This window comes from Bacteroides sp. ET71 (assembly GCF_023336905.1).
Taxonomy (GTDB): domain Bacteria; phylum Bacteroidota; class Bacteroidia; order Bacteroidales; family Bacteroidaceae; genus Bacteroides.
Genome location: NZ_JAMBLS010000015.1, coordinates 13,467 through 33,514, shown reverse-complemented (window position 1 = coordinate 33,514; position 20,048 = coordinate 13,467). Strand labels below are relative to the sequence as shown.

Annotated in this window: 14 protein-coding genes and 1 tRNA gene; 12 read left to right on the top strand and 3 right to left on the bottom strand. The window is 54.7% G+C overall.

Annotated elements, in window-relative coordinates:
- The first annotated feature begins 14 nt into the window (after positions 1–14).
- Genes M3090_RS09335 through M3090_RS09320 form a run of 4 tightly spaced genes read left to right on the top strand, consistent with a single transcriptional unit; the run spans position 15 to position 6,592 of the window.
- Positions 15–1,751 (top strand): RagB/SusD family nutrient uptake outer membrane protein, encoded by a 1,737-nt coding sequence (locus M3090_RS09335; protein ID WP_249055537.1) that lies wholly within the window; start codon positions 15–17, stop codon positions 1,749–1,751.
- A gap of 20 nt (positions 1,752–1,771) precedes the next feature.
- Positions 1,772–3,127, top strand: coding sequence for a glycan-binding surface protein (locus tag M3090_RS09330; protein WP_249055534.1), 1,356 nt, complete (start codon positions 1,772–1,774; stop codon positions 3,125–3,127).
- Positions 3,128–3,145: 18 nt separating this feature from the next.
- A complete protein-coding gene (locus M3090_RS09325; protein WP_249055533.1) occupies positions 3,146–5,200 on the top strand; it encodes an IPT/TIG domain-containing protein in 2,055 nt (684 codons plus the stop codon).
- Between the two features lie 30 nt (positions 5,201–5,230).
- Positions 5,231–6,592 (top strand): glycosyl hydrolase, encoded by a 1,362-nt coding sequence (locus M3090_RS09320; protein ID WP_249055531.1) that lies wholly within the window; start codon positions 5,231–5,233, stop codon positions 6,590–6,592.
- 540 nt (positions 6,593–7,132) lie between these two features.
- Here M3090_RS09320 and M3090_RS09315 read toward each other — a convergent pair.
- Positions 7,133–8,113: an ROK family protein gene (locus M3090_RS09315; RefSeq protein WP_249055527.1), complete on the bottom strand. Its 981-nt coding sequence runs from the start codon at positions 8,111–8,113 to the stop codon at positions 7,133–7,135.
- 171 nt (positions 8,114–8,284) lie between these two features.
- Between M3090_RS09315 and M3090_RS09310 the strand changes: the two genes are divergently transcribed.
- The 5 genes from M3090_RS09310 (at position 8,285) to M3090_RS09290 (ending at position 14,424) form a co-directional block, all read left to right on the top strand.
- Positions 8,285–9,001, top strand: a complete 717-nt coding sequence (locus tag M3090_RS09310) for an ABC transporter ATP-binding protein (protein WP_249055523.1) — start codon at positions 8,285–8,287, stop codon at positions 8,999–9,001.
- Positions 8,998–10,257: an ABC transporter permease gene (locus M3090_RS09305; RefSeq protein WP_249055519.1), complete on the top strand. Its 1,260-nt coding sequence runs from the start codon at positions 8,998–9,000 to the stop codon at positions 10,255–10,257. Before M3090_RS09310 ends, M3090_RS09305 begins: the two co-directional genes overlap by 4 nt.
- Before the next feature lie 131 nt (positions 10,258–10,388).
- A complete protein-coding gene (locus tag M3090_RS09300) occupies positions 10,389–11,630 on the top strand; it encodes an ABC transporter permease (RefSeq protein WP_249055515.1) in 1,242 nt (413 codons plus the stop codon).
- Between the two features lie 316 nt (positions 11,631–11,946).
- A complete protein-coding gene (locus tag M3090_RS09295; protein WP_249055512.1) occupies positions 11,947–13,050 on the top strand; it encodes an efflux RND transporter periplasmic adaptor subunit in 1,104 nt (367 codons plus the stop codon).
- An 18-nt stretch (positions 13,051–13,068) separates the two neighbouring features.
- Positions 13,069–14,424, top strand: coding sequence for a TolC family protein (locus tag M3090_RS09290; RefSeq protein WP_249055509.1), 1,356 nt, complete (start codon positions 13,069–13,071; stop codon positions 14,422–14,424).
- Between the two features lie 192 nt (positions 14,425–14,616).
- On the opposite strand, the gene M3090_RS09285 is transcribed toward M3090_RS09290, so the two are convergent.
- Complete coding sequence (locus tag M3090_RS09285; protein ID WP_249055507.1) at positions 14,617–15,447, bottom strand: S1 RNA-binding domain-containing protein; 831 nt, start codon at positions 15,445–15,447, stop codon at positions 14,617–14,619.
- Between the two features lie 330 nt (positions 15,448–15,777).
- Here M3090_RS09285 and M3090_RS09280 point away from each other — a divergent pair, with 330 nt between their 5' ends.
- The 3 genes from M3090_RS09280 to M3090_RS09270 all read left to right on the top strand — a co-directional run bounded on the left by M3090_RS09280 (position 15,778) and on the right by M3090_RS09270 (position 19,600).
- Positions 15,778–16,779 (top strand): malate dehydrogenase, encoded by a 1,002-nt coding sequence (locus tag M3090_RS09280; RefSeq protein ID WP_249055504.1) that lies wholly within the window; start codon positions 15,778–15,780, stop codon positions 16,777–16,779.
- 135 nt (positions 16,780–16,914) lie between these two features.
- Positions 16,915–16,987 (top strand) — tRNA-Phe (locus tag M3090_RS09275).
- A gap of 111 nt (positions 16,988–17,098) precedes the next feature.
- Complete coding sequence (locus tag M3090_RS09270; protein ID WP_410553221.1) at positions 17,099–19,600, top strand: DEAD/DEAH box helicase; 2,502 nt, start codon at positions 17,099–17,101, stop codon at positions 19,598–19,600.
- Here M3090_RS09270 and M3090_RS09265 read toward each other — a convergent pair.
- A complete protein-coding gene (locus tag M3090_RS09265; protein WP_249055499.1) occupies positions 19,551–20,042 on the bottom strand; it encodes a GNAT family N-acetyltransferase in 492 nt (163 codons plus the stop codon). The two genes, M3090_RS09270 and M3090_RS09265, sit on opposite strands and share 50 nt — an antisense overlap.
- Positions 20,043–20,048 lie beyond the last annotated feature (6 nt).

The window sequence follows — 20,048 nt, the reverse complement described above, 5'->3', positions numbered from 1 at the left end:
TAAATATGAAAAATATGAAATTCAATCAACTGAAATATAGTGTGCTGGCAGTGGCTTTAAGCTTCGGGATTTCCTCCTGTGAGGACTTCTTGGACAGGCCGACCGTTGACAGCTACAACACGGACAATTATTACCTGACGGACGACCAGTGTATCTCCGGCGTGAACTATCTGTATAATTCACCCTGGTATGACTTCCAACGCGGCTTCATCAAAGCCGGTGAGGTGCTTTCGGGCAACTATTATTGGGGCAGCAGCCCTTACCTGAACTTTTCCGTGAACGGTACGGACGAAGACCTGGTGAACATGTCTTATTCATTGTGGGCAGTCATCGGACACGCCAACACGGTGTATGACAACATCCAGGGAAGCCCGGCCTCACAGGCGGTAAAGAACCAGTGCATGGGCGAATGTCTGACCTGGAAAGCCATGGCTTACTTCTACCTGGTACGCAGTTTCGGCGATGTACCTATCATCCACAACAATACCGACGAACTGGTGAACGGCACGTACAACAGCAAATACAAAGTGCTGAAAGCCGATGTGTATGAATACATCATCATGACACTGGAAAAGGCTTTGGAACTTTTGCCGGTTACAAAAAATAATGACGGACGCATAGACTACTATTGTGCAGAAGCCTTGCTGGCCAAAGTGTACCTGACCCGAGCCGGCGTGAGCGGTTCATTAAACGCCGATGACCTGAGTCGTGCAGCCTCATACGCCAAAGACGTGATTGACAACTCCGGCCGCCAACTGTTGAGCAATTACAGCGACGTGTTCCGCCTGGCCAATAACGTCAGCGATGAAAGCCTGATAGCCTGGCGTTGGACGGCAGAAGGCAACACGTGGACTTCGCAGAATACATTGCAATCGGACCTGGCCGTCGAAGGTTTTGACGAATTCGGTGATTGCTGGGGAGGTTGGAACGGCATGTCCGTAGACCTTCAGGAAGCATTTGGCGTGAGACTGCTGGAACAGACTCCCGATGCCTGGATAAATAATCTTGATACGCGTTGCCTGGCCACCATGATGCTGCCGGGAGCCACTTACGATTATTTCTGGACAGACCACGGCGGCTTTAATTACCTGCGTTTCATCTATGACGACACCTACAATACTGCCGCCACAGGTACGTTGCAAAGTGCCACGGGTGCCAATACGGTAAAACATTTATATGGAAACGCACAAGACCACGTAAACGGTGCAGGTCACTCCGCCGCACGCATGGAAAACAGTCTGGCCACCCACATTCTCCGCCTGTCGGACGTTTACCTGATTTATGCGGAGGCCATGATGGGAACCGCCGGACAGACTTCTGACGCATCGGCCATCGACGCATACTTTGCTGTACGGAGACGCGCCATTCCGTCTTTACAAGACAGCGACCGCCCGTCCACCATCACTTGGGAAGACGTCTGGAAAGAACGCCGTCTGGAGCTGGCCATGGAAGGTGACCGCTGGTATGACTACGTGCGTGTGTCTTACTACAACCCGCAGTTCTGCATCAATGAGTTGACCAGCCAAAAGCGCAACGGTTTCGTAGGCCTGAACGACTTGTATCAGACTTATTTCGAATCGGGCAGTTGGACGGTAGATGCCAGTGCGATGTACTACGATGACACGACTTCTGCCCCCAACGTGACGACTTCCAGCTTCACCCTGCCCTTCCCTACCGAAGACGTGGTGTTCAACCCGCATTTGATGGAAGACCCCATCCACGAGGATGTGCGCAGCTTATATAGTTATTAATCTTAAATGCAGATAATAATATGAAACTACTCCATAAATTCATACGGTTCGGCTTTTTCTGCTGCATGGCACTCTCTGCCGGTTTCGGCATGACTTCTTGCGAAGACGAACCCGATAAATACGAAGTGGCAGACGGCGTACCTACTGTCCGCTATATCCGTTCACCTTATGCGGCTTCTGCCGACTCCCTGATAACGGCTGCCACCACCGGCACTACCATCTGCCTGGTGGGTGAAAACCTGCGCAGCATCTACGAACTGTACTTCAATGACCAACAGGCCGTCTTGAACAACAGTTACATGACAGACAACACGGTATTGGTAGATGTTCCACGAACCATACCCGCCGAAGTCTCCAACAAAATATATATGGTGACCCGTAGCGGACAGACCGTGGAATATGACTTCAGCGTGACAGTTCCGGCTCCTACCCTGACGGCCATGTCGTGCGAATATGCTCCTGCCGGCACGGAAGTGAGCATCACGGGCAATTATTTCGTGGACGATCCCAATGTACCGCTGGAAGTGGTATTCCCCGGCGATGTGACAGTCACTGAGTTTACTGATATTTCGCAAACCTCCATCAGTTTCATCATGCCGGAATGTACAGAAGAAGGCACCGTTGACGTAACTACCATCTACGGTACTACTACTTCGGCTTTCCACTACCTGGACACGCGCGGCATGTTGTTCGACTTCGATGGAGTGACAGGCTTGGGCAATCACGGCTGGCACAACCGAGAAATCCTCAGCGACGAGACCTCTATTACAGGCAACTTCGTGCAACTGGGTGACGGAAATGCTGTGATGTCTGCCGATGGCGGATGGGACGACAGCAACTTTGCCTTCGAATACTGGTGCGGTTCGTGGGATACCCCGCAAAACATCACTTCGGGCGACGGCATCGCTTTGTTCAACGTGGTTGACTTCACGGATTACGAAGACATGGCACTGAAGTTTGAGCTGTACATTCCTTCCAGCAATCCGTGGAGCGCAGGTGCCATGCAGATTGGTTTCGAAGGTGTTGATATGGTAACACTCTCCGGCAATCCGATTGACGGTTACACCAACGTGGCCGGTGCAAACGCCTACATGTTCAACGGTGAAGGTACCAACGGTGAAGGTGACTTCGGTCGTGCCCTGTATCGTCCGTGGACCACAAGCGGTTCTTACGACACAGGCGACCAATGGGTAACGGTAACCATCCCGCTGACTGACTTCACGTACAACCGGACGGGAGGTTCTGCAACGGCTGTGCCCAATTCGCCGGACGATTTTGCCAGCCTGACCATCTTCGTTGTGGGCGGTGGCGTAAATGGTACGGAATGTTATCCGATATTCAAAATCGACAACATCCGCGCTGTTCCTAATAGATAATCCTAAAAGCAAATTATTATGAAGACATTACATACCATCAAAGTCTTGCTGCTGGCCTGCATGGCAACTTTGGGTTTCACGGCCTGCGACAACGACGATTACAGCACCAACCAATACAAGGGCGGGGTCAGCCTGAGTGCTTTCGGGCCTTCGCCGGTGATACGTGGAGGTGAGTTGCGCTTCTATGGCTCGAACCTCAACCAAGTGACTGAAGTAGAAATACCCGGTGTAGCACCCATTACCGACATCACGGTCGTGCAGTCCGGTGTGCCCAGTGAAATCCGCGTAACAGTACCGGTAGACGGTCCTGAAGTGGGTTTGGTCACTCTGCGCACAGCCAATGGAACGGAAATAACCACCCTGACAGAACTGACGTATGAAGAGCCCATCGTCATAGAAGGCTTTTCACCTGCAGAAGCCATGCCGGGCGACGTGATTACTATCACCGGTGATTACCTGAACCTGATGCACGAGGTCATCTTTGCCGAAGAAGTAGTCGTACCGGAAGAAGAGTTCCTTGAAGTATCCGATCCCCGCCGCATGATACAGGTACGGGTTCCAGAAGCTGCACAAACCGGGCAACTGATCTTAAGCGACGGCGCAGAGGAAATCCCCAACTGGATTTATACGGAAGAAGAACTGACAATAGGCTCGCCCACTGTACAACCGTTGGCAACCGAAACCGAATTTAAAGCAGGCGAGACCGTGACACTGACGGGTGCTTACCTGAACATGGTAGCTTACATCCGCTTCAATGCAACGGCAGAAGAGCCGTATGACCTCCCTGCTGCCGACCTGGCAGAAGAAGACGAAGCCTCGTTCACTGTGAACGAGGAAGGTACGCTGATTTCCTTTGAACTGCCGGCAGAAGCTGGTTCGGGCGCTGTTGAACTCGTACTCCGTTCCGGCCTGACCGTATCTGTGATGGACAACTTTGAAGTGGTTGTTCCGACTGAGATGGCTATTGCCGCAGAAGCCGTGAAGAACGGCGATGTACTGACTGTTACCGGCCAGGACATGGATTTGGTAGTCAGTGTAACCTTCCCCGAGATGACAGAAAGCGTAGCAGTTACGGAAGCAACGGCCACACAAATAACGGTGACTGTACCAGACTTGGCACAGTCCGGCGACCTGGCTCTGAACATGGCCAGCGGACAATCGGTAACTGTACCTTTTGTAACCGTGAAACCGGCCATTACAGCTTTCAATCCGACGGCATTGACGGCAGGCGAAGTGGTGACTATTACGGGTACTGACTTAGACCTCGTGGCAAGCGTGGTATTCGGTGATGCAGAGGATGCACCATCCGTAGACATCGCCAGCGAAACAACGACCGGCGAAGAAGAAGGAGTTTACGTAGACGAGAACACACTGAGAGTCACCGTACCTCTGACGGCAATCACTTGTGCGCCCAAGCTGGTGATGAAAAACGGCGAAGAAGTGGAAACTGACGTGACTTTGGACATCACTCCGGCCACCAATCCTGTGATCACTGCCATTAAGCCGGGTTCGGTAAAAGCAGGTGAAGAAATCACCATCACCGGGCTGAACATCAACACGGTAGAAAACTTCTATTTCGGTGATGTGAAGGTGACAGAATACGGCACCCGCACAGCTACAGAAGTAACGCTGACTGTTCCCGCCGAAGTGACTCCGGATACTTATTACCTCCGCATGGTCAACTATGCAGGTGACGAAATCATCTCCAGCGTACCGGTTACCATTGAAGCACCTGAGGTAGAAATCTGGAGCGGTGAATGGGAATGTACCGGCTGGGCAGGAAACCAAGATTTGGCTTGGGGCGGCTATGACTGGTCGACCTTCGAAGCAGGGCAAACCCTTATCTTCGTTGTAGGCTTTACTGATCCTACTGCTACGTGGGCTGCTATCAGTCCACGCGTAGGCGACGGCTGGGCCAATCTGTCCGTTTCGCAGATAGACCTGGTACCAAGTGTAGAAGACCAGCGCGTAGAATATACCCCGACCGCACAAGACATTTCAGACTTGCAGAACAAAGGCGGACTGGTAGTCACGGGCGACGGATTTATTCTGAAACAAGTCCTGATACGATAACAATTATATAATCATTAAACAATAGAGAATATGAAACTACTAAATAAATGGATGATAGCACTGGCTTTGCCACTCCTGGCAACAGCTTGCTACGACGAAGTAGACCCCGCCATTCCACACGTAGATTCGCCGGTATTGGTGTCTACCACCCCGGAAAACGGTGCTACAAGCGTTGGTCGCGGCGACATCACCATCAGTGTGACTTACGATAAGAACGTGTTCTTTGCCACCAGCAACATTGACCAACTGCAGTTTACCGGCGGCACGCTGGAGAGCGCCGATGTGCTGGGCAGCAGCAACACACTGACCGTCAATGTCAACGTGCCTACACGCGATACGCAATGCACCCTGACCATCCCAGAAGGGGTAGTGACAGGCCCCAACGATATGCCCGCTCCGGAAGTAACTGTACAGTTCAATACGGTAAGTCTGGCAGAATCGCTGGCAGACGCAGCAGCTATTCCTGAAGCCGTCAGCTTGTACAACTACCTGTTGGAGAACTTCGAGACCGCTACGCTCTCTGCTACCATGGCAGACGTTGCCTGGAATACAGACAATGCCGATAAAGTTTTCCAATGGACGGGAGAATATCCGGCCATCAACTGCTTCGACTATATGCACCTGAACTCGTCACCCACCGACTGGATTGACTACAATGACATTACACCGGTGAAGGAATGGAGCGACAAAGGTGGTATCGTAGCGGCCATGTGGCACTGGAATGTACTGACCAGCGACCCGAGTACGGCTACGGAAGAAGTAACTTACGATTTCTACGCCGAAAATAACGCCTTCGACGCTACCAATGCCCTGACCGAAGGTACGTGGGAAAACAATGTGTACGAAGCCGATATGGCCGAAATCATCAGTTACCTGACGCTGTTGCAAGACGAGAACATCCCCGTACTGTGGCGTCCGTTCCACGAAGCTGCCGGCGGCTGGTTCTGGTGGGGCAAGGATGCGGAAAGCTTCAAGGCTTTGTGGATAGACATGTTCACCCGCTTCCAAGAGGCCGGACTGCATAACCTGATATGGGTGTGGACATCTGAAACCGGCGACGATGACTGGTATCCGGGCGACCAATACGTGGACATCATCGGCCGCGACTTGTATGGCAATACCGCCGACGACTGCGCAACACAATACAGCACACTGGCCAACAGTTATGGCAACAAGATGGTGGCTCTGAGCGAGTGCGGCTACGGCGACAGCACAGGGTCTACCGTAGGCCTCATCTCCGAGCAGTGGAACGCAGGCGCACGTTGGTCGTGGTTCATGCCATGGTATGACAATGATGACGCCACTACCTTCCATTCTGACGCCGAGTGGTGGCAGGATGCCATGAACCAGTCGTACGTCATCTCTCTGGACGAACTGCCTACATTCAACTAAGCGCATGAAGAAAAAAGAGCTGTCAAAATATAAAAATGCACACAGATGACGCAGATACAACAGATAACCGCTGATTATATATCATGGGTGCACAGGACAATTAATCTGCAACCATACATTCATATAAGACTTAAAAGATGTTTTGGGCGAAGGTAAAACCTGTTTAATCTGCGTTATCTGCGTGCCAATATCTCATTAACCCCAGACCGGGACGGAAGTGTACTTCTGTCCCGGTCTTTTTTTTGCCCTTTTTACCGGCCTATTTCAGACCTGCATGAAGTGTATGATTCCCTTATTTAGAATAAGACATAAAAGAGAGGGATAACGGAGGGATAAGAGAGGGATAAGAGAGGGATAAGAGAGGGATAAGAGAGGGATAAGAGAGAGATAGTGGTGATGAAGCAAGGCTACGCCGAAGAAGAAGCGGCCTTCTTCCGCCACCTCCTCATCCGGACATAAAGGCACAAAAAAATTCCCCTCACGCCCGTCGCAGGCACAAGGGGAAGAAATATAAATGAAAACTTTAAAAGTGTATGATTCTTATTTGATGTCTTTCAACTCCCAACCCAGAGCACTGGCACCCAGCACGGCTGCGTCAGAATCTTTCAGCTCGGACATCAACAGCTTCGTCTTGCCCTTGTAGATGGGCAGGATGTTTTCATCGATGGCCTTCTGGATGGGCTTGAAGATGTAGTCGCCCGACTTGGCCAGGCCGCCGAACAGGATGATGGCTTCGGGGCTGGAGAAGGCGATGAAGTCGGCAATGGCTTCGCCCAGGATTTCGCCCGTGAAGTCGAAGATGTCCTTCGCCAGTTTGTCACCCTTAACGGCTGCGTCATACACATCTTTCGACGTAATGCTTTCGGCAGGGATAGAGCGCAACAAGCTGGGCTCGGTGCGTGCAGCCAGGAACTCACGGGCCGTACGCGTCACGCCCGTAGCCGAGCAATAGGTTTCCAGACAGCCCTTACGGCCACATCCGCAGAGACGGCCGTTTTCGCGGCGGATGATGGTGTGCCCCAGTTCGCCGGCAAATCCGTCATGGCCATACACCATCTGTCCGTTGATGACGATACCGCTGCCGACACCTGTGCCCAAAGTAATCATGATGAAATCTTTCATACCACGTGCAGCACCGTAGGTCATTTCGCCGATGGCAGCCGCATTGGCATCGTTGGTCAGAGCCGTCGGAATACCCAGCCGCTCTTCAAACATGGCTGCCAACGAAATAATGCCCTTCCACGGCAAGTTAGGAGCAAATTCTATCGTACCGCTATAATAGTTGCCGTTGGGCGCGCCGATGCCGATGCCCTTGACTTTATCCGAGCCGCCGTTGGCGACAATGAGCGGCAACAGGTTCTTACATACAGCATCCACGTAATCATCTATTTCAGGATATGCGCCGGTCTTGATCGAACCGCTTGCAATGATTGTACCACGTGCGTCTACTATTCCAAATACGGTGTTTGTGCCACCAATGTCTATGCCCACTACGTAGGGCTTTTCCATGTTAGAGTTCATGATATGCGTTTGTTTTAAAAGGATTAATATTGATTATTGGTTACAAAAATCACAAAGAAAAACGAAACAGCAAAATCTTTCGCACAAAAATTTCAGTGATATTGCAACTTTTCGTAACATTGCAGCGTCTAATAACAAAAATAAACAGAACATAAACAGAGAACAGACACCGTGATACATTTAAAAGACATCAATAAGACCTATCACAACGGCGCACCCCTGCACGTACTGAAAGGCATCAACCTGCACATCGAACGAGGAGAGTTCGTTTCTATCATGGGAGCCTCGGGCTCGGGCAAGTCCACCTTGCTTAACATCCTGGGCATATTGGACAATTATGACACAGGCGACTACTATCTGAACGGCACCCTCATCAAAAACCTGAGCGAGAACAAAGCTGCTGAGTACCGCAACCGCATGATTGGCTTCATCTTCCAGTCATTCAACCTTATCTCTTTCAAAAATGCAGTCGAAAACGTAGCGCTCCCCCTCTTCTACCAAGGCGTGGGACGGAAGAAACGGAACGCACTGGCTCTGGAATACCTCGACAAACTGGGATTGAAAGATTGGGCGCACCACATGCCCAACGAAATGAGCGGCGGACAGAAGCAGCGCGTGGCTATCGCCCGGGCACTGATTACGCAACCGCAAATCATACTGGCCGACGAACCCACCGGGGCCTTGGACAGCAAGACATCGGTCGAGGTGATGCAAATCCTCAAGGAACTGCATGCGACGGGCATGACCATCGTCGTCGTCACCCACGAGAGCGGCGTGGCCAACCAGACGGACAAAATCATACACATTAAAGACGGCATTATCGGCAGCATCGAGGAGAACCTGCGGCACGACGCGTCGCCATTCGGACTGGGAGGACTGATGAAATGATTGACATCTGGCAAGAAATCTACGGAAGCATCAAGCGCAACAAGCTGCGCACCTTTCTGACGGGCTTTGCCGTGGCCTGGGGTATCTTCATGCTCATTGTGCTGCTGGGCGCGGGCAACGGACTGATACATGCCTTCGAGGAGAACTCGTCGCAACGGGCGCTGAACAGTATCCGCGTCTTCGGCGGATGGACAACCAAGCCTTACGACGGGCTGAAAGAAGGACGATACATACAGATGGACAACCGTGACTTGGAAGATACGGAATCGTTCTTCACCGACCGGGTGGACGAGGCAGGCGCCACGCTGAGCCAGGCGGCCACGGACATCAGCTACGGCTCGGAGTATGTCAACCTGTCGCTCGAGGGAGTGTATCCCAACTGTACGGAGGTCGAACCGATACGGGTATGCAACGGACGTTTCATCAACCAGACAGATATCAGAGAACGGCGCAAGGTGATGGTGATACACGAAAAGACGGCCGAGGTGCTGTTCGGCAAGGCACACACCGACCCGATAGGGAAGTTTGTCAACTCGGGCGGAGTGGCCTACCAAGTGGTGGGCGTCTACCGCGACGAAGGCAACAGCCAGCCAAGCAATGTCATCATCCCGTTCAGCACCTTGCAGACCATTTATAACAAAGGGAACTACCTGAACAGCATCATCTTCACCACCAAGGGGCTGGAGACGGTGGAAGAGAACGAGCGTTTCGAACAGGACTACCGCACGGTCATCGGCGCCAACCACCGCTTCGACCCTACGGACGAGGGTGCCCTGTGGCTATGGAACCGCTTCACCAGCTATATGCAAGCCATGGGAGCGATGGGCATCTTGCGCACGGCCATCTGGGTGGTGGGCATCTTCACACTGCTGAGCGGCATCGTGGGGGTGAGCAACATCATGCTTATCACGGTCAGGGAGCGGACGCACGAGTTCGGCATCCGCAAGGCCTTGGGTGCGAAGCCCAGGAGCATCTTGTGGCTCATCATCGTAGAGAGTGTGGTCATCACCACGGCGTTCGGCTACATCGGCATGGTGGCGGGCATCGGGGCCACGGAATGGATGAACGCGGCGTTCGGCAGCCAGACGATGGATGCGGGCATGTTTGAGACGAAGATGTTCAGTAACCCGACGGTGGACATCGGCATCGCCATCCAGGCCACGGTGACGCTCATCGTGGCAGGTACGCTGGCGGGGCTGTTCCCGGCACGCAAGGCGGTGCGCATACGACCTATCGAGGCGCTGAGGGCAGATTGATTTAAGTTTATGAGTTTTTTAGTTTTTTAGTTTATAGAGGGGCGAAGTTCATACGGGTTTCCATAGCTTTAAAAACTTACAAACTCAAAAACTCATAAACTTACAAACTCAAAAACCAAGCAACAGAGATTATGAAAGTAGACAAAGATACATTAGAAGAGATACTCGTCACCATCACACGCAACAAGACGCGCAGCCTGCTGACCGCCTTCGGGGTGTTCTGGGGCATATTCATGCTGATGGCCCTGAGCGGAGGCGGGCGGGGCGTGCAGGAGAGCCTGCAACATCAGTTCGAGGGGTTTGCCACCAACTCGGCCTTCGTCGTGGCCAACAAGACGAACGAGGCATACAAGGGCTTCCGCAAGGGCCGGTGGTGGCAACTGGAGGTGAGCGACGTGGACCTGGTGGCAGGCATCGACGGGGTGGAGATGGCCACTCCGACCACTGCCCAATGGGGCAAGACGGCGGCCTACGAGGGCAACAAATATGAGTGCAGCGTGCGCGGCCTCTTCCCCAACTACGAACGTCTGGAGCACCAGGAGATGGCCTACGGGCGATACATCAACGACGTGGACATCAGCGAGAGGCGCAAGGTGTGCGTCATCGGCAAGCGTGTCTACGAGGCCTTGTTCAAGGAGGGGGGCGACCCGTGCGGGCGGTACATACAGGTGGACGGGGTGTACTACCGCGTCATCGGCATGTGTGCCAATGAGGGCAACGTCAGCATACAGGGGGAATCGTCGGAAGCCGTCACCCTGCCCTACACCACCATGCAGCAAGTGTACAACTTGGGCAACCGAGTGCAACTGGTCTGCTTCACCATGAAGCCGGGCGTGCGGGTGAAAGACATGCAGCCCGAGGTGGAACGCCGCATCAAGGAGGCGCACTACATCAGCCCCACGGACAAGCAGGCGGTGCTGACGCTGAACATGGAGGCCATGTTCAGCATGATGGACAACCTGATGACGGGCGTGCGCTTCCTGACGTGGATGGTCGGCCTGGGCACGCTGCTGGCGGGGGCCATCGGCGTGAGCAACATCATGATGGTGACGGTCAAGGAGCGTACCACGGAGATTGGCATCCGCCGGGCCATCGGCGCACGGCCACGCGACATCCTGCAACAGATATTGAGCGAAAGCATCGTACTGACCACCGTGGCCGGCATGGCGGGCATCTCGTTTGCCGTGTTCGTGCTCAACGTGGTGGAGACGGCGGCCAATCCGCCCGGCGTGGTGGAGACGCACTACCAGGTGGGGTTCGGACTGGCCGTGGGAGCCTGCCTGCTGGTCATAGCCCTCGGCGTATTGGCCGGACTGGCCCCCGCCTACCGCGCCATGGCCGTGAAACCCATCGAAGCGATACGCGACGAATGACAGTCCCGGAACTGTGTTTTCACAGGGTCATATGACAATGCTTTCATAGGAGTATGTGTACGGCAATACATAGGGGTATGAGTCAATGCCTAGAGTCAACAGCAAATAGGGGTCGCTATTAAGAGATGTCTAAAAATCGCTCTCCCTGTCAGGCTGAGCAGAGCGAAGCGGAGTCGAAACATCTCCCTAACACCTCGACTGCGCAGCGTGAGGATACCTCGACTGCGCCCAGGATGACAGAGAAAATGAATTTTACGACAGCTTCAAGAACGAATGACAAAGACAATTATTTAACAACAAACATATAAAAGAACGTATGAAAACAAAGAAGTACTTGAAAATCGGATTGCTGGTCCTCGTGGCCGCCATCTTCGTGTGGACGTTCGTCTTCCTCTGGCAGAAGTCACGCCCCGAAGTCACCGTCTACAACGTCGTCACACCCCAGGTAGCCGACCTGGAAAAGACCACCGTCGCCACCGGCAAGGTCGAACCGCGCGACGAAGTCCTCATCAAGCCCCAGATATCGGGCATCATCGACGAGCTGTACAAAGAAGCCGGCCAACAGGTGAAAAAGAACGAAATCATCGCCCGCGTCAAAGTCATCCCCGAACTGGGCACCCTGGCCTCGGCCGAAAGCCGCGTGCGCCTGGCCGAAATCAACGGGGCACAGGCCGAGACCGACTTCGCCCGTCTGGAAGAACTGCACCAGATGGGCCTCATCAGCAACGAAGAGTATGAAAAAGGCCGCGTCACCGTCCAGCAGGCACGCGAAGAGCTGCAGGCCGCCAAGGACAACCGCGACATCGTGCGCGACGGCATCACGCAAAGCAGCGCCGACATCTCCAGCACCCTCATCCGCAGCACCATCGACGGACTCATCCTCGACGTGCCCGTCAAGGTGGGTAACTCCGTCATCATGGCCAACACCATGAACGAAGGCACCACCATCGCCTCCGTGGCCGACATGAGCGACCTCATCTTCCGGGGCAACATCGACGAGACCGAAGTGGGCCGCGTACACGAAGGCATGCCCGTCAAAATCACCATCGGCGCCCTGCAAGACCTCACGTTCGACGCCCTGCTGGAATACATCGCCCCCAAAGCCACCGAACAGAACGGGGCCAACCAGTTTGAAATCAAAGCCGCACTGACCGTGCCCGACACCGTCACCATCCGCTCCGGCTACTCGGCCAACGCCGAAATCGTCCTCGACCACGCCACAGGCACACTGGCCATCCCCGAGGGCGCCGTCGAGTTCAGCGGCGACTCCACCTTCGTCTACGTCCTGACCGACAGCGTACCCGCCCAGCAGTTCGAACGCCGCCCCGTCCGCGTCGGCATGAGCGACGGCATACACATCGCCATCCTGGACGGACTGACCGCCCAAGACCGCGTGCGCAACGGCGTGAAAGAACCCTAACAACACCCCCTCATACGAATGAAACCCATGAATACTTCTTACCTATATAAAACATGCGCCGCCGCCCTGCTCGCACTCTGCACCGCCAGCACGGCCACAGGCCAGGAACGATGGTCGCTGCGCCGTTGCATCGACTACGCCATCGAACACAACATCAACATCCAGCAGACAGCCAACACGGCCGAACAAAGCAAACTCGAGGTGAACACTGCCAAATGGGCACGCCTGCCCAACCTGAACGGCAGCGCCGGACAGAACTGGAGCTGGGGACGGTCGCAAACAGCCGTGGCTGACGAAGAGACAGGCGAATACAACACCATGTACGTCAACACCAAGACACACGGCACCAGCTTCGGCCTCAGCGCCGGCATGCCCCTCTTCACCGGCCTCCAGATACCCAACCAATACGCTCTGGCCAAGCTCAACCTCCAGGCAGCCATGGCCGACTTGGACAAGGCCAAGGAAGACATCGCCATCAACATCGCCTCGCTCTACCTGCAAGTACTCTTCAACTACGAACTGCACGAAGTGGCCCTGAGCCAAGCCGCCCTGAGCCGGCAGCAGCACGAACGCATCAGCCGACTGGCCCGCGTGGGCAAAGCATCGGAAGCGGAAGTGGCCGAGGCATATGCCCGTGTGGCGCAAGACGAAATGACCGTCACGCAGACCGACAACGACTACCGCCTGGCCGTGCTCGACCTGTGCCAGCTCATCGAACTGGACTCGCCCGAAGGCTTCCAGGTGGAAGCGCCGCAGGTACTCAACGAGACTGCCCCCCTGCCCGCCCCCGACGAAATCTACCAGATAGCCCTGGCCGAAAAGCCCTCCATCCAAGCGGCAAAATACCGCCTGCAAGGCAGCCTGCACAGCATACGCATCGCGCAGAGCGCCTACTACCCGCAACTCAGCGTGAACGGCAGCATCGGCACGAACTATTACTCGACCATCAACCGCACGTTCAACCAACAGATGAAGGACAACTTCAGCAAGTACGTGGGCTTCAGCCTGAGCGTCCCCCTGTTCAACCGCCTGTCTACACGCAACCGCGTGCGCACCGCCCGCCTGCAGCGTGACAACTATGCCCTGCAACTGGACGAAGCCAAGAAGACGCTGTACAAGGAAATCCAGCAGGCGTGGTACAACGCCGCAGCCGCCGTCAGCAAATACCACAGCAGCCACGCCGCCATGCAAGCCAGCGACGCCTCGTTCCGCCTGACCCGCCAGAAGTATGAAGGCGGCACGGCCAATGCCGTGGAGTACAACGAAGCCAAGCAGAACTTGCTGAAGGCGCAAAGCGACGAGCTGCAGGCGAAGTACGAATACCTGTTCCGCGTGAAGATACTGGACTTCTACCGCGGCGTACCCATCGAATAGACCTGCCGCAGCGAGATACGGGCGGGAGGGTGCGCCAAGATATAAAATGGCACGCAGATGACACAGATACAACAGATGACCACAGAAGATTATGTACTATATCTGCGAAAATCTGTTTAATCAGTGTCATCTGCGTGCCAATATCTCACTACGGCACACACACCCGCTGTTTCACGCCCCGCCGCAACGGCGTCAGTCTGCCAGACGGATGCGGTCGGGTTCCAACACCACGAGCCGCTTCTTGTACAACTCGCCCACCGCTTTCTTGAACACTTTCTTGCTGACGCCCAGCAGGGCATAGACCTCGTCGGCCGGGCTTTTGTCGTGCAGGGGCAGCGAGCCGCCGTTGTCCTTCAGGCGGCGCAGCAGCGTCCCGGCAAAGTCGTGCACACCCTCCTGCCCGTCGCGGCGCAAGGTCAGGTCTATCTTCCCGTCGGGGCGCACCTGGCGTATGAAGCCCCGTACGTGTTCGCCCGGGCGGAGGGGCCTGAAGACTTCTTGCTCGTACAGCAGTCCGGCGTAGCGGTTGTCCACTATCGCCTTGTATCCCAGGTCTGTCTTTTGCCACACCAGCAGGTCCACTTCCTGCCCGGCCTCATAGTCCGGCATCCCCTTGTCCAAGAAGTGCTCCACCTTGGCCGAGGCCATGATGCGGAAGCTTTCCTCGTCCACGTGCACATGCACCACGTAGCGTCGCCCCACCTCCATGCGCACCTTCTGCTCGCGGAAGGGCACGAAGAGGTCTTTCATCGGGCCCCACTTCAGGAAAGCCCCGTATTGGTTGGTCCAGGCCACCTCGAGGCAGGCAAAGTCGCCCACCTGTGCCAAAGGTGTCTCGGTAGTGGCCACCAGGCGCTCTTCGTTGTCCAGGTAGATGAAGACGCGCAGCTCGTCTCCCGGCCGGCATCCTTCGGGCACGTAGCGTGCGGGAAGCAAAATCTCGCCCTCGTCTCCCCCATCCAGGTAGACTCCGAAGTCTACTTGCTTTACCACGCGCATCGTATTCATTTTTCCTAATTCCATATCTCAGTTCATTTTAGTGTCGGTCGAAAGTCTGCCGGCAGGGAGGTGTTTGCATCCCTCTGTGGGACAACGGATTGTCCCGTCCGAAAGAGGAGGCTGCTTCTTCCCCGGCAAAGCCGTGCCCGTTGCGGACAAGAGCCACGGCCGGTGTGCGGAACGGACAAATGTCTGCCACCCGGGGGACAAAGATACGTCAAATCGTACATGTTAGATAACTTTCTGCAATAAAATATAACCCTTCGACCGCAACATTTTTCGCCAGAAAAACTTATCTTTGCAGCATCGTAACGAACAAAGGAAATCATTATCCACTTTAAAACTTTTATAGTTATGGAATTTCTTACAAACGAAAAACTGACAATCGTGGGCGCAGCCGGCATGATCGGCTCCAACATGGCACAGACTGCCATCATGATGCGCCTGACTCCGAACATCTGCCTGTACGACCCCTATGCTCCGGGTCTGGAAGGCGTGGCAGAAGAAATGTTCCACTGCGGTTTCGAAGGCGTGAACCTCACTTTCACTTCTAACATCGAAGAAGCCCTGACCGGTGCGAAGTATGTCATCTCTTCCGGCGGCGCAGCCCGCAAGGCCGGCATGACCCGTGAAGACCTGCTGAAAGGCAACGCAGCCATCGCTGAGGAACTGGGTAAGAACCTGAAGGCTTACTGCCCGGACGTCAAACACGTGGTTGTCATCTTCAACCCGGCCGACATCACAGGCCTGATTACGCTGTTGTACTCCGGTTTGAAGCCCTCCCAGGTTACCACACTGGCCGCTCTCGACTCGACCCGCCTGCGCAGCGAGCTGGCTAAACACTTCCACATCGCTCCGGACAAGGTAGAAAACTGCCGCACGTACGGCGGTCACGGCGAACAAATGGCCGTGTTCGCTTCCACAGCCAAGGTAGACGGCAAACCGCTGACCGACATCATCGGCACACCCGAACTGACCAAGGAACAGTGGGCAGAAATCCAGCAGAAAGTCATTAAAGGCGGTTCCAACATCATCGCCCTGCGCGGCCGCTCTTCTTTCCAGAGCCCGGCTTACGTTTCTGTTGAAATGATTGCAGCAGCCATGGGTGGCAAACCCTTCAACTGGCCTGCCGGCCGCTACTGCTCGTTCCAAGGCTTCGACCACATCATGATGGCCATGGAAGTGACCATCACGAAGAACGGTTGCGCTTACGAAGAGGTTATCGGCACTCCCGAAGAAATGGAAGACCTGAAGAAGAGCTACGCTCACCTCTGCACGCTGCGCGACGAAGTCATCGAAATGGGCGTGCTGCCTCCCATCAAGGATTGGCACAGCATCAACCCGAACATCGACTAAGCCTCTGCCGCGTCGACAGACATCACACAGAAATGCCGTTTTCGCACGAAAGCGGCATTTTTTTGTGTTTTTTTCGTCAAAAGCTTGCAGGATTCAAAAAAGCGTCTTATCTTTGCACCCGCAAACGAGAACGATGGTGTCATAGCTCAGTTGGTAGAGCAAAGGACTGAAAATCCTTGTGTCCCCGGTTCGATTCCTGGTGACACCACGAAAGACAAAAGAGGATAACGGAATACGTGATCCTCTTTTTCTTTTTAACACCGGCCCCAAAGAAAGCCGCATCGCCCATGCATTCACCTCAACCTCATTTACAACGATGATGACAGAACCACACGACAACACAGCACGCCCGCTGCCACAACTCAAACAACGCAACCTGCCGGAAACCTGCCGCGAGTCGGTCAAGGCACTGCTGAAAGAAACCTACGGATACACAGACTTCCGCGACCTGGAAATCTACGACGACCTCTTCCGGGGGAAAGACAAAATCAGCATCTCGCAAGGACAACTGATAGAACACGTGCTGCGCGAAGCAGAAAAAGGACTGAAAGGCACCCCGGAGGTGGACAACATCTTGCTGACCGCCCCGACCGGCTCGGGCAAATCATTGCTGTTCCAACTGCCCGCCATCTGGCTGGGCCGCGAACACGGCACACTCACCCTGGTCGTATCGCCACTGAAAGCCCTCATCGTAGACCAGGTAGAAAGCTTGCAAGAGATAGGTTACACGCGCGTGGGATACGCTTCATCCGACCTCTCGCCGGAACAGAAGGCCGAAGTCTACCGCCAGGTGCGTGAAGGCGAAATAGACCTGTTCTACCTCTCGCCGGAACTACTTCTGTCGTACGACATCCGCCACTTCACGGGCGACCGCCGCATCGGCCTGGTCGTAGTAGACGAGGCCCACACGGTGACGACATGGGGCAAGGAGTTCCGCGTAGACTACTGGTTCCTCGGCCGGTACCTGACGGGGCTGAAAGAAACACTGGGCTACGCCTTCCCGCTGTTTGCCCTGACAGCCACAGCGGTCTGGAACCCGCAAGGCGACAACGACATGGTGTTCGAAACCATCCGCTCGCTGCAAATGGCACCGTGCGTGCTCTACATCGGCACCGTAAGACGCCACAACATAGGCTTCGACATCCGGCAAATGACCATCGACGAGGGCGAAACGTACGACAAAGCCAAACAACGAGTCATATCGGCACGCATCGAAGAATATCTGGAGAAACACAAGACACTGCTCTACTACCCCTTCGCCGGAGGCATAGACATGCGCATCAAGTCGTGGGTACGGGCGCAGAACTGGCACCTGGTAGCCTCGTACTACGGCAAGAAAGAACGCGAACAAAAGGCAGAAATCGTGCAAGACTTCAAGAACGGAGAGAAACGCCTCATCGTGGCCACCAAAGCCTTCGGCATGGGCGTAGACATCAGCGACATCGACCGCGTCTACCACGTAGCCCCCTCCAGCACGTTTGTCGACTACATCCAGGAAGTAGGCCGCGCCGCACGCGACACCAACGTACAGGGCATAGCCGCCACCGACTTCCACGAACGAGACTTCTACTACATGAAGCGGCTGCACCAAATGGGGAACATCGCGCAAGAACAGTTGGCACTCATCCTGCAAAAACTGGTCGAAGTCTATCAGATGAAAGGAGAAAAACCGGAAATGCTCGTTTCGCTCTCCGACTTCGAGTTTGTGGTGAAACTGCCACGCACGAAAAACAAACTGGAATACGAAACCGAACTGGGACAATTCACGAAAACCGCCTTGCTGTGGCTGGAAGACGACATCGCACGACGCTACGGCAGCCGCCTGCTGGAAATCAGTCCCCGCAACCTGCTGACCGAAGGATACATCCAAGACAAAACCGGACCGGACTTTGCCCGCCAGTACGCCCAATGGCTCACCCCCGTAGCAGGCGAAGAAGGCGTCTACAAAGCACGCCTGGAAAAACTGTGGGAAGAAGGATTCCCCGAACTGGGCTACAAAGAGTTCAAACAAAAACTGAACAACGGCACCCTGCGCGAAGGCTCGCGGGCAGTGGCCGTAGGCAAACACGAAGTCCTACTGAAAGAAAATGCCACCGAGATTCGCCAAAAGCTGGACGCCCTATTCAAAAGCCTGACCAACATGATGAAGATGGCACTTATCAAAAACAAAGGCAAGTTTGAAGAAGAAGAATTGCGCAACATCTTTGCCGAACACCAGATGGACGTACGCTCGGCCAAGCGTTTCATCGGCTCACTACTGGAAAGCCGCACCGAGGAAGGACGCAGCGTCAGCTACATCAGCAGCGCGAAAAAGAAAGAAAGCACAGACTTGCTATTCACCGTCACACGCGGCTTCGACCTCCTGCTCAGCCGTTACCAGAAACTATGCTCGCAGCGCATCACAGGCACCAAAGGTGAACGCCTGACGTTCTACTGCACCCCCTTCTCCGACCTGAACACACTGCTCAACCTGCTGTCCATGCTAGGCTGCCTTTCGTTCAGTGTAGAAGGCGGCGGAACACCCTGCGTACTTGTCCGCCTCAACGACCCAGAAACCCTCCTGCAACTGGCCACTACAGACAACTACCGCAACCGCATCCTGGACACCAACGAGCAAATCTTCATGGAACAGATAGAACTGTTCACCTTGTTTTTTGGAACAGACCGCTTAGACGACACGCAGCGTTGGGACTTTGTGGAAGACTACTTCACAGGCATGAGCGTAGACGAATTGAAGGGCAAATACGGCGCCCGGCAGGCGCCCGTCCGCCCTACAACTTCTGATACGCCAGACGCTCGTCCCCGTTCATCAAATAAATGATGCCGCAATAGCGGAACCCGTGCTTCCGGAGGATGTGTTGCAGGATACGATTGTCGCGGTGCGTGTCAGCACGAAGATTGGGCACCCGCGCGTAGCACCAGTCTATGCAAGCGGCCGACACGCCCCGCGCGTCCTCGCGGCCGGCCAGCCGGTGAATCGTGGCATAAGGCCGCACGTCGTCTATCCACTGCCCCCCGTAAATACGGGCATACGTAGGGTCTGCCCCGGGGATGAACACAAAAGTGCCCACGGCACGTCCCCCTTCCTCCACGCACAAGTAGCTATTCCCCTTGCGAATGTCGTCCGTCACCAACTCCGCAGACGGGTATCCTCCCGTCCATTGCCTCAGATTACCGCTGTCGCGCATGATGCGCCGCCCATGCTCATAAAGGTCCATCAGCACAGGCAAGTCTTCCAAAGTGGATTTCCTGATTTGTATCATATCGGT

Excerpts from the sequence above, each read along its gene's own strand:
- M3090_RS09335 (WP_249055537.1), top strand. The coding sequence starts at position 15 with ATGAAATTCAATCAACTGAAATATAGTGTGCTGGCAGTGGCTTTAAGC.
- M3090_RS09300 (WP_249055515.1), top strand. The coding sequence starts at position 10,389 with ATGAAAGTAGACAAAGATACATTAGAAGAGATACTCGTCACCATCACA.
- M3090_RS09295 (WP_249055512.1), top strand. The coding sequence starts at position 11,947 with ATGAAAACAAAGAAGTACTTGAAAATCGGATTGCTGGTCCTCGTGGCC.
- M3090_RS09285 (WP_249055507.1), bottom strand. The coding sequence starts at position 15,447 with ATGGAATTAGGAAAAATGAATACGATGCGCGTGGTAAAGCAAGTAGAC.
- M3090_RS09325 (WP_249055533.1), top strand. The coding sequence starts at position 3,146 with ATGAAGACATTACATACCATCAAAGTCTTGCTGCTGGCCTGCATGGCA.
- M3090_RS09290 (WP_249055509.1), top strand. The coding sequence starts at position 13,069 with ATGAAACCCATGAATACTTCTTACCTATATAAAACATGCGCCGCCGCC.
- M3090_RS09320 (WP_249055531.1), top strand. The coding sequence starts at position 5,231 with ATGAAACTACTAAATAAATGGATGATAGCACTGGCTTTGCCACTCCTG.
- M3090_RS09280 (WP_249055504.1), top strand. The coding sequence starts at position 15,778 with ATGGAATTTCTTACAAACGAAAAACTGACAATCGTGGGCGCAGCCGGC.
- M3090_RS09315 (WP_249055527.1), bottom strand. The coding sequence starts at position 8,113 with ATGAACTCTAACATGGAAAAGCCCTACGTAGTGGGCATAGACATTGGT.
- M3090_RS09330 (WP_249055534.1), top strand. The coding sequence starts at position 1,772 with ATGAAACTACTCCATAAATTCATACGGTTCGGCTTTTTCTGCTGCATG.
- M3090_RS09270 (WP_410553221.1), top strand. The coding sequence starts at position 17,099 with ATGACAGAACCACACGACAACACAGCACGCCCGCTGCCACAACTCAAA.
- M3090_RS09265 (WP_249055499.1), bottom strand. The coding sequence starts at position 20,042 with ATGATACAAATCAGGAAATCCACTTTGGAAGACTTGCCTGTGCTGATG.
- M3090_RS09305 (WP_249055519.1), top strand. The coding sequence starts at position 8,998 with ATGATTGACATCTGGCAAGAAATCTACGGAAGCATCAAGCGCAACAAG.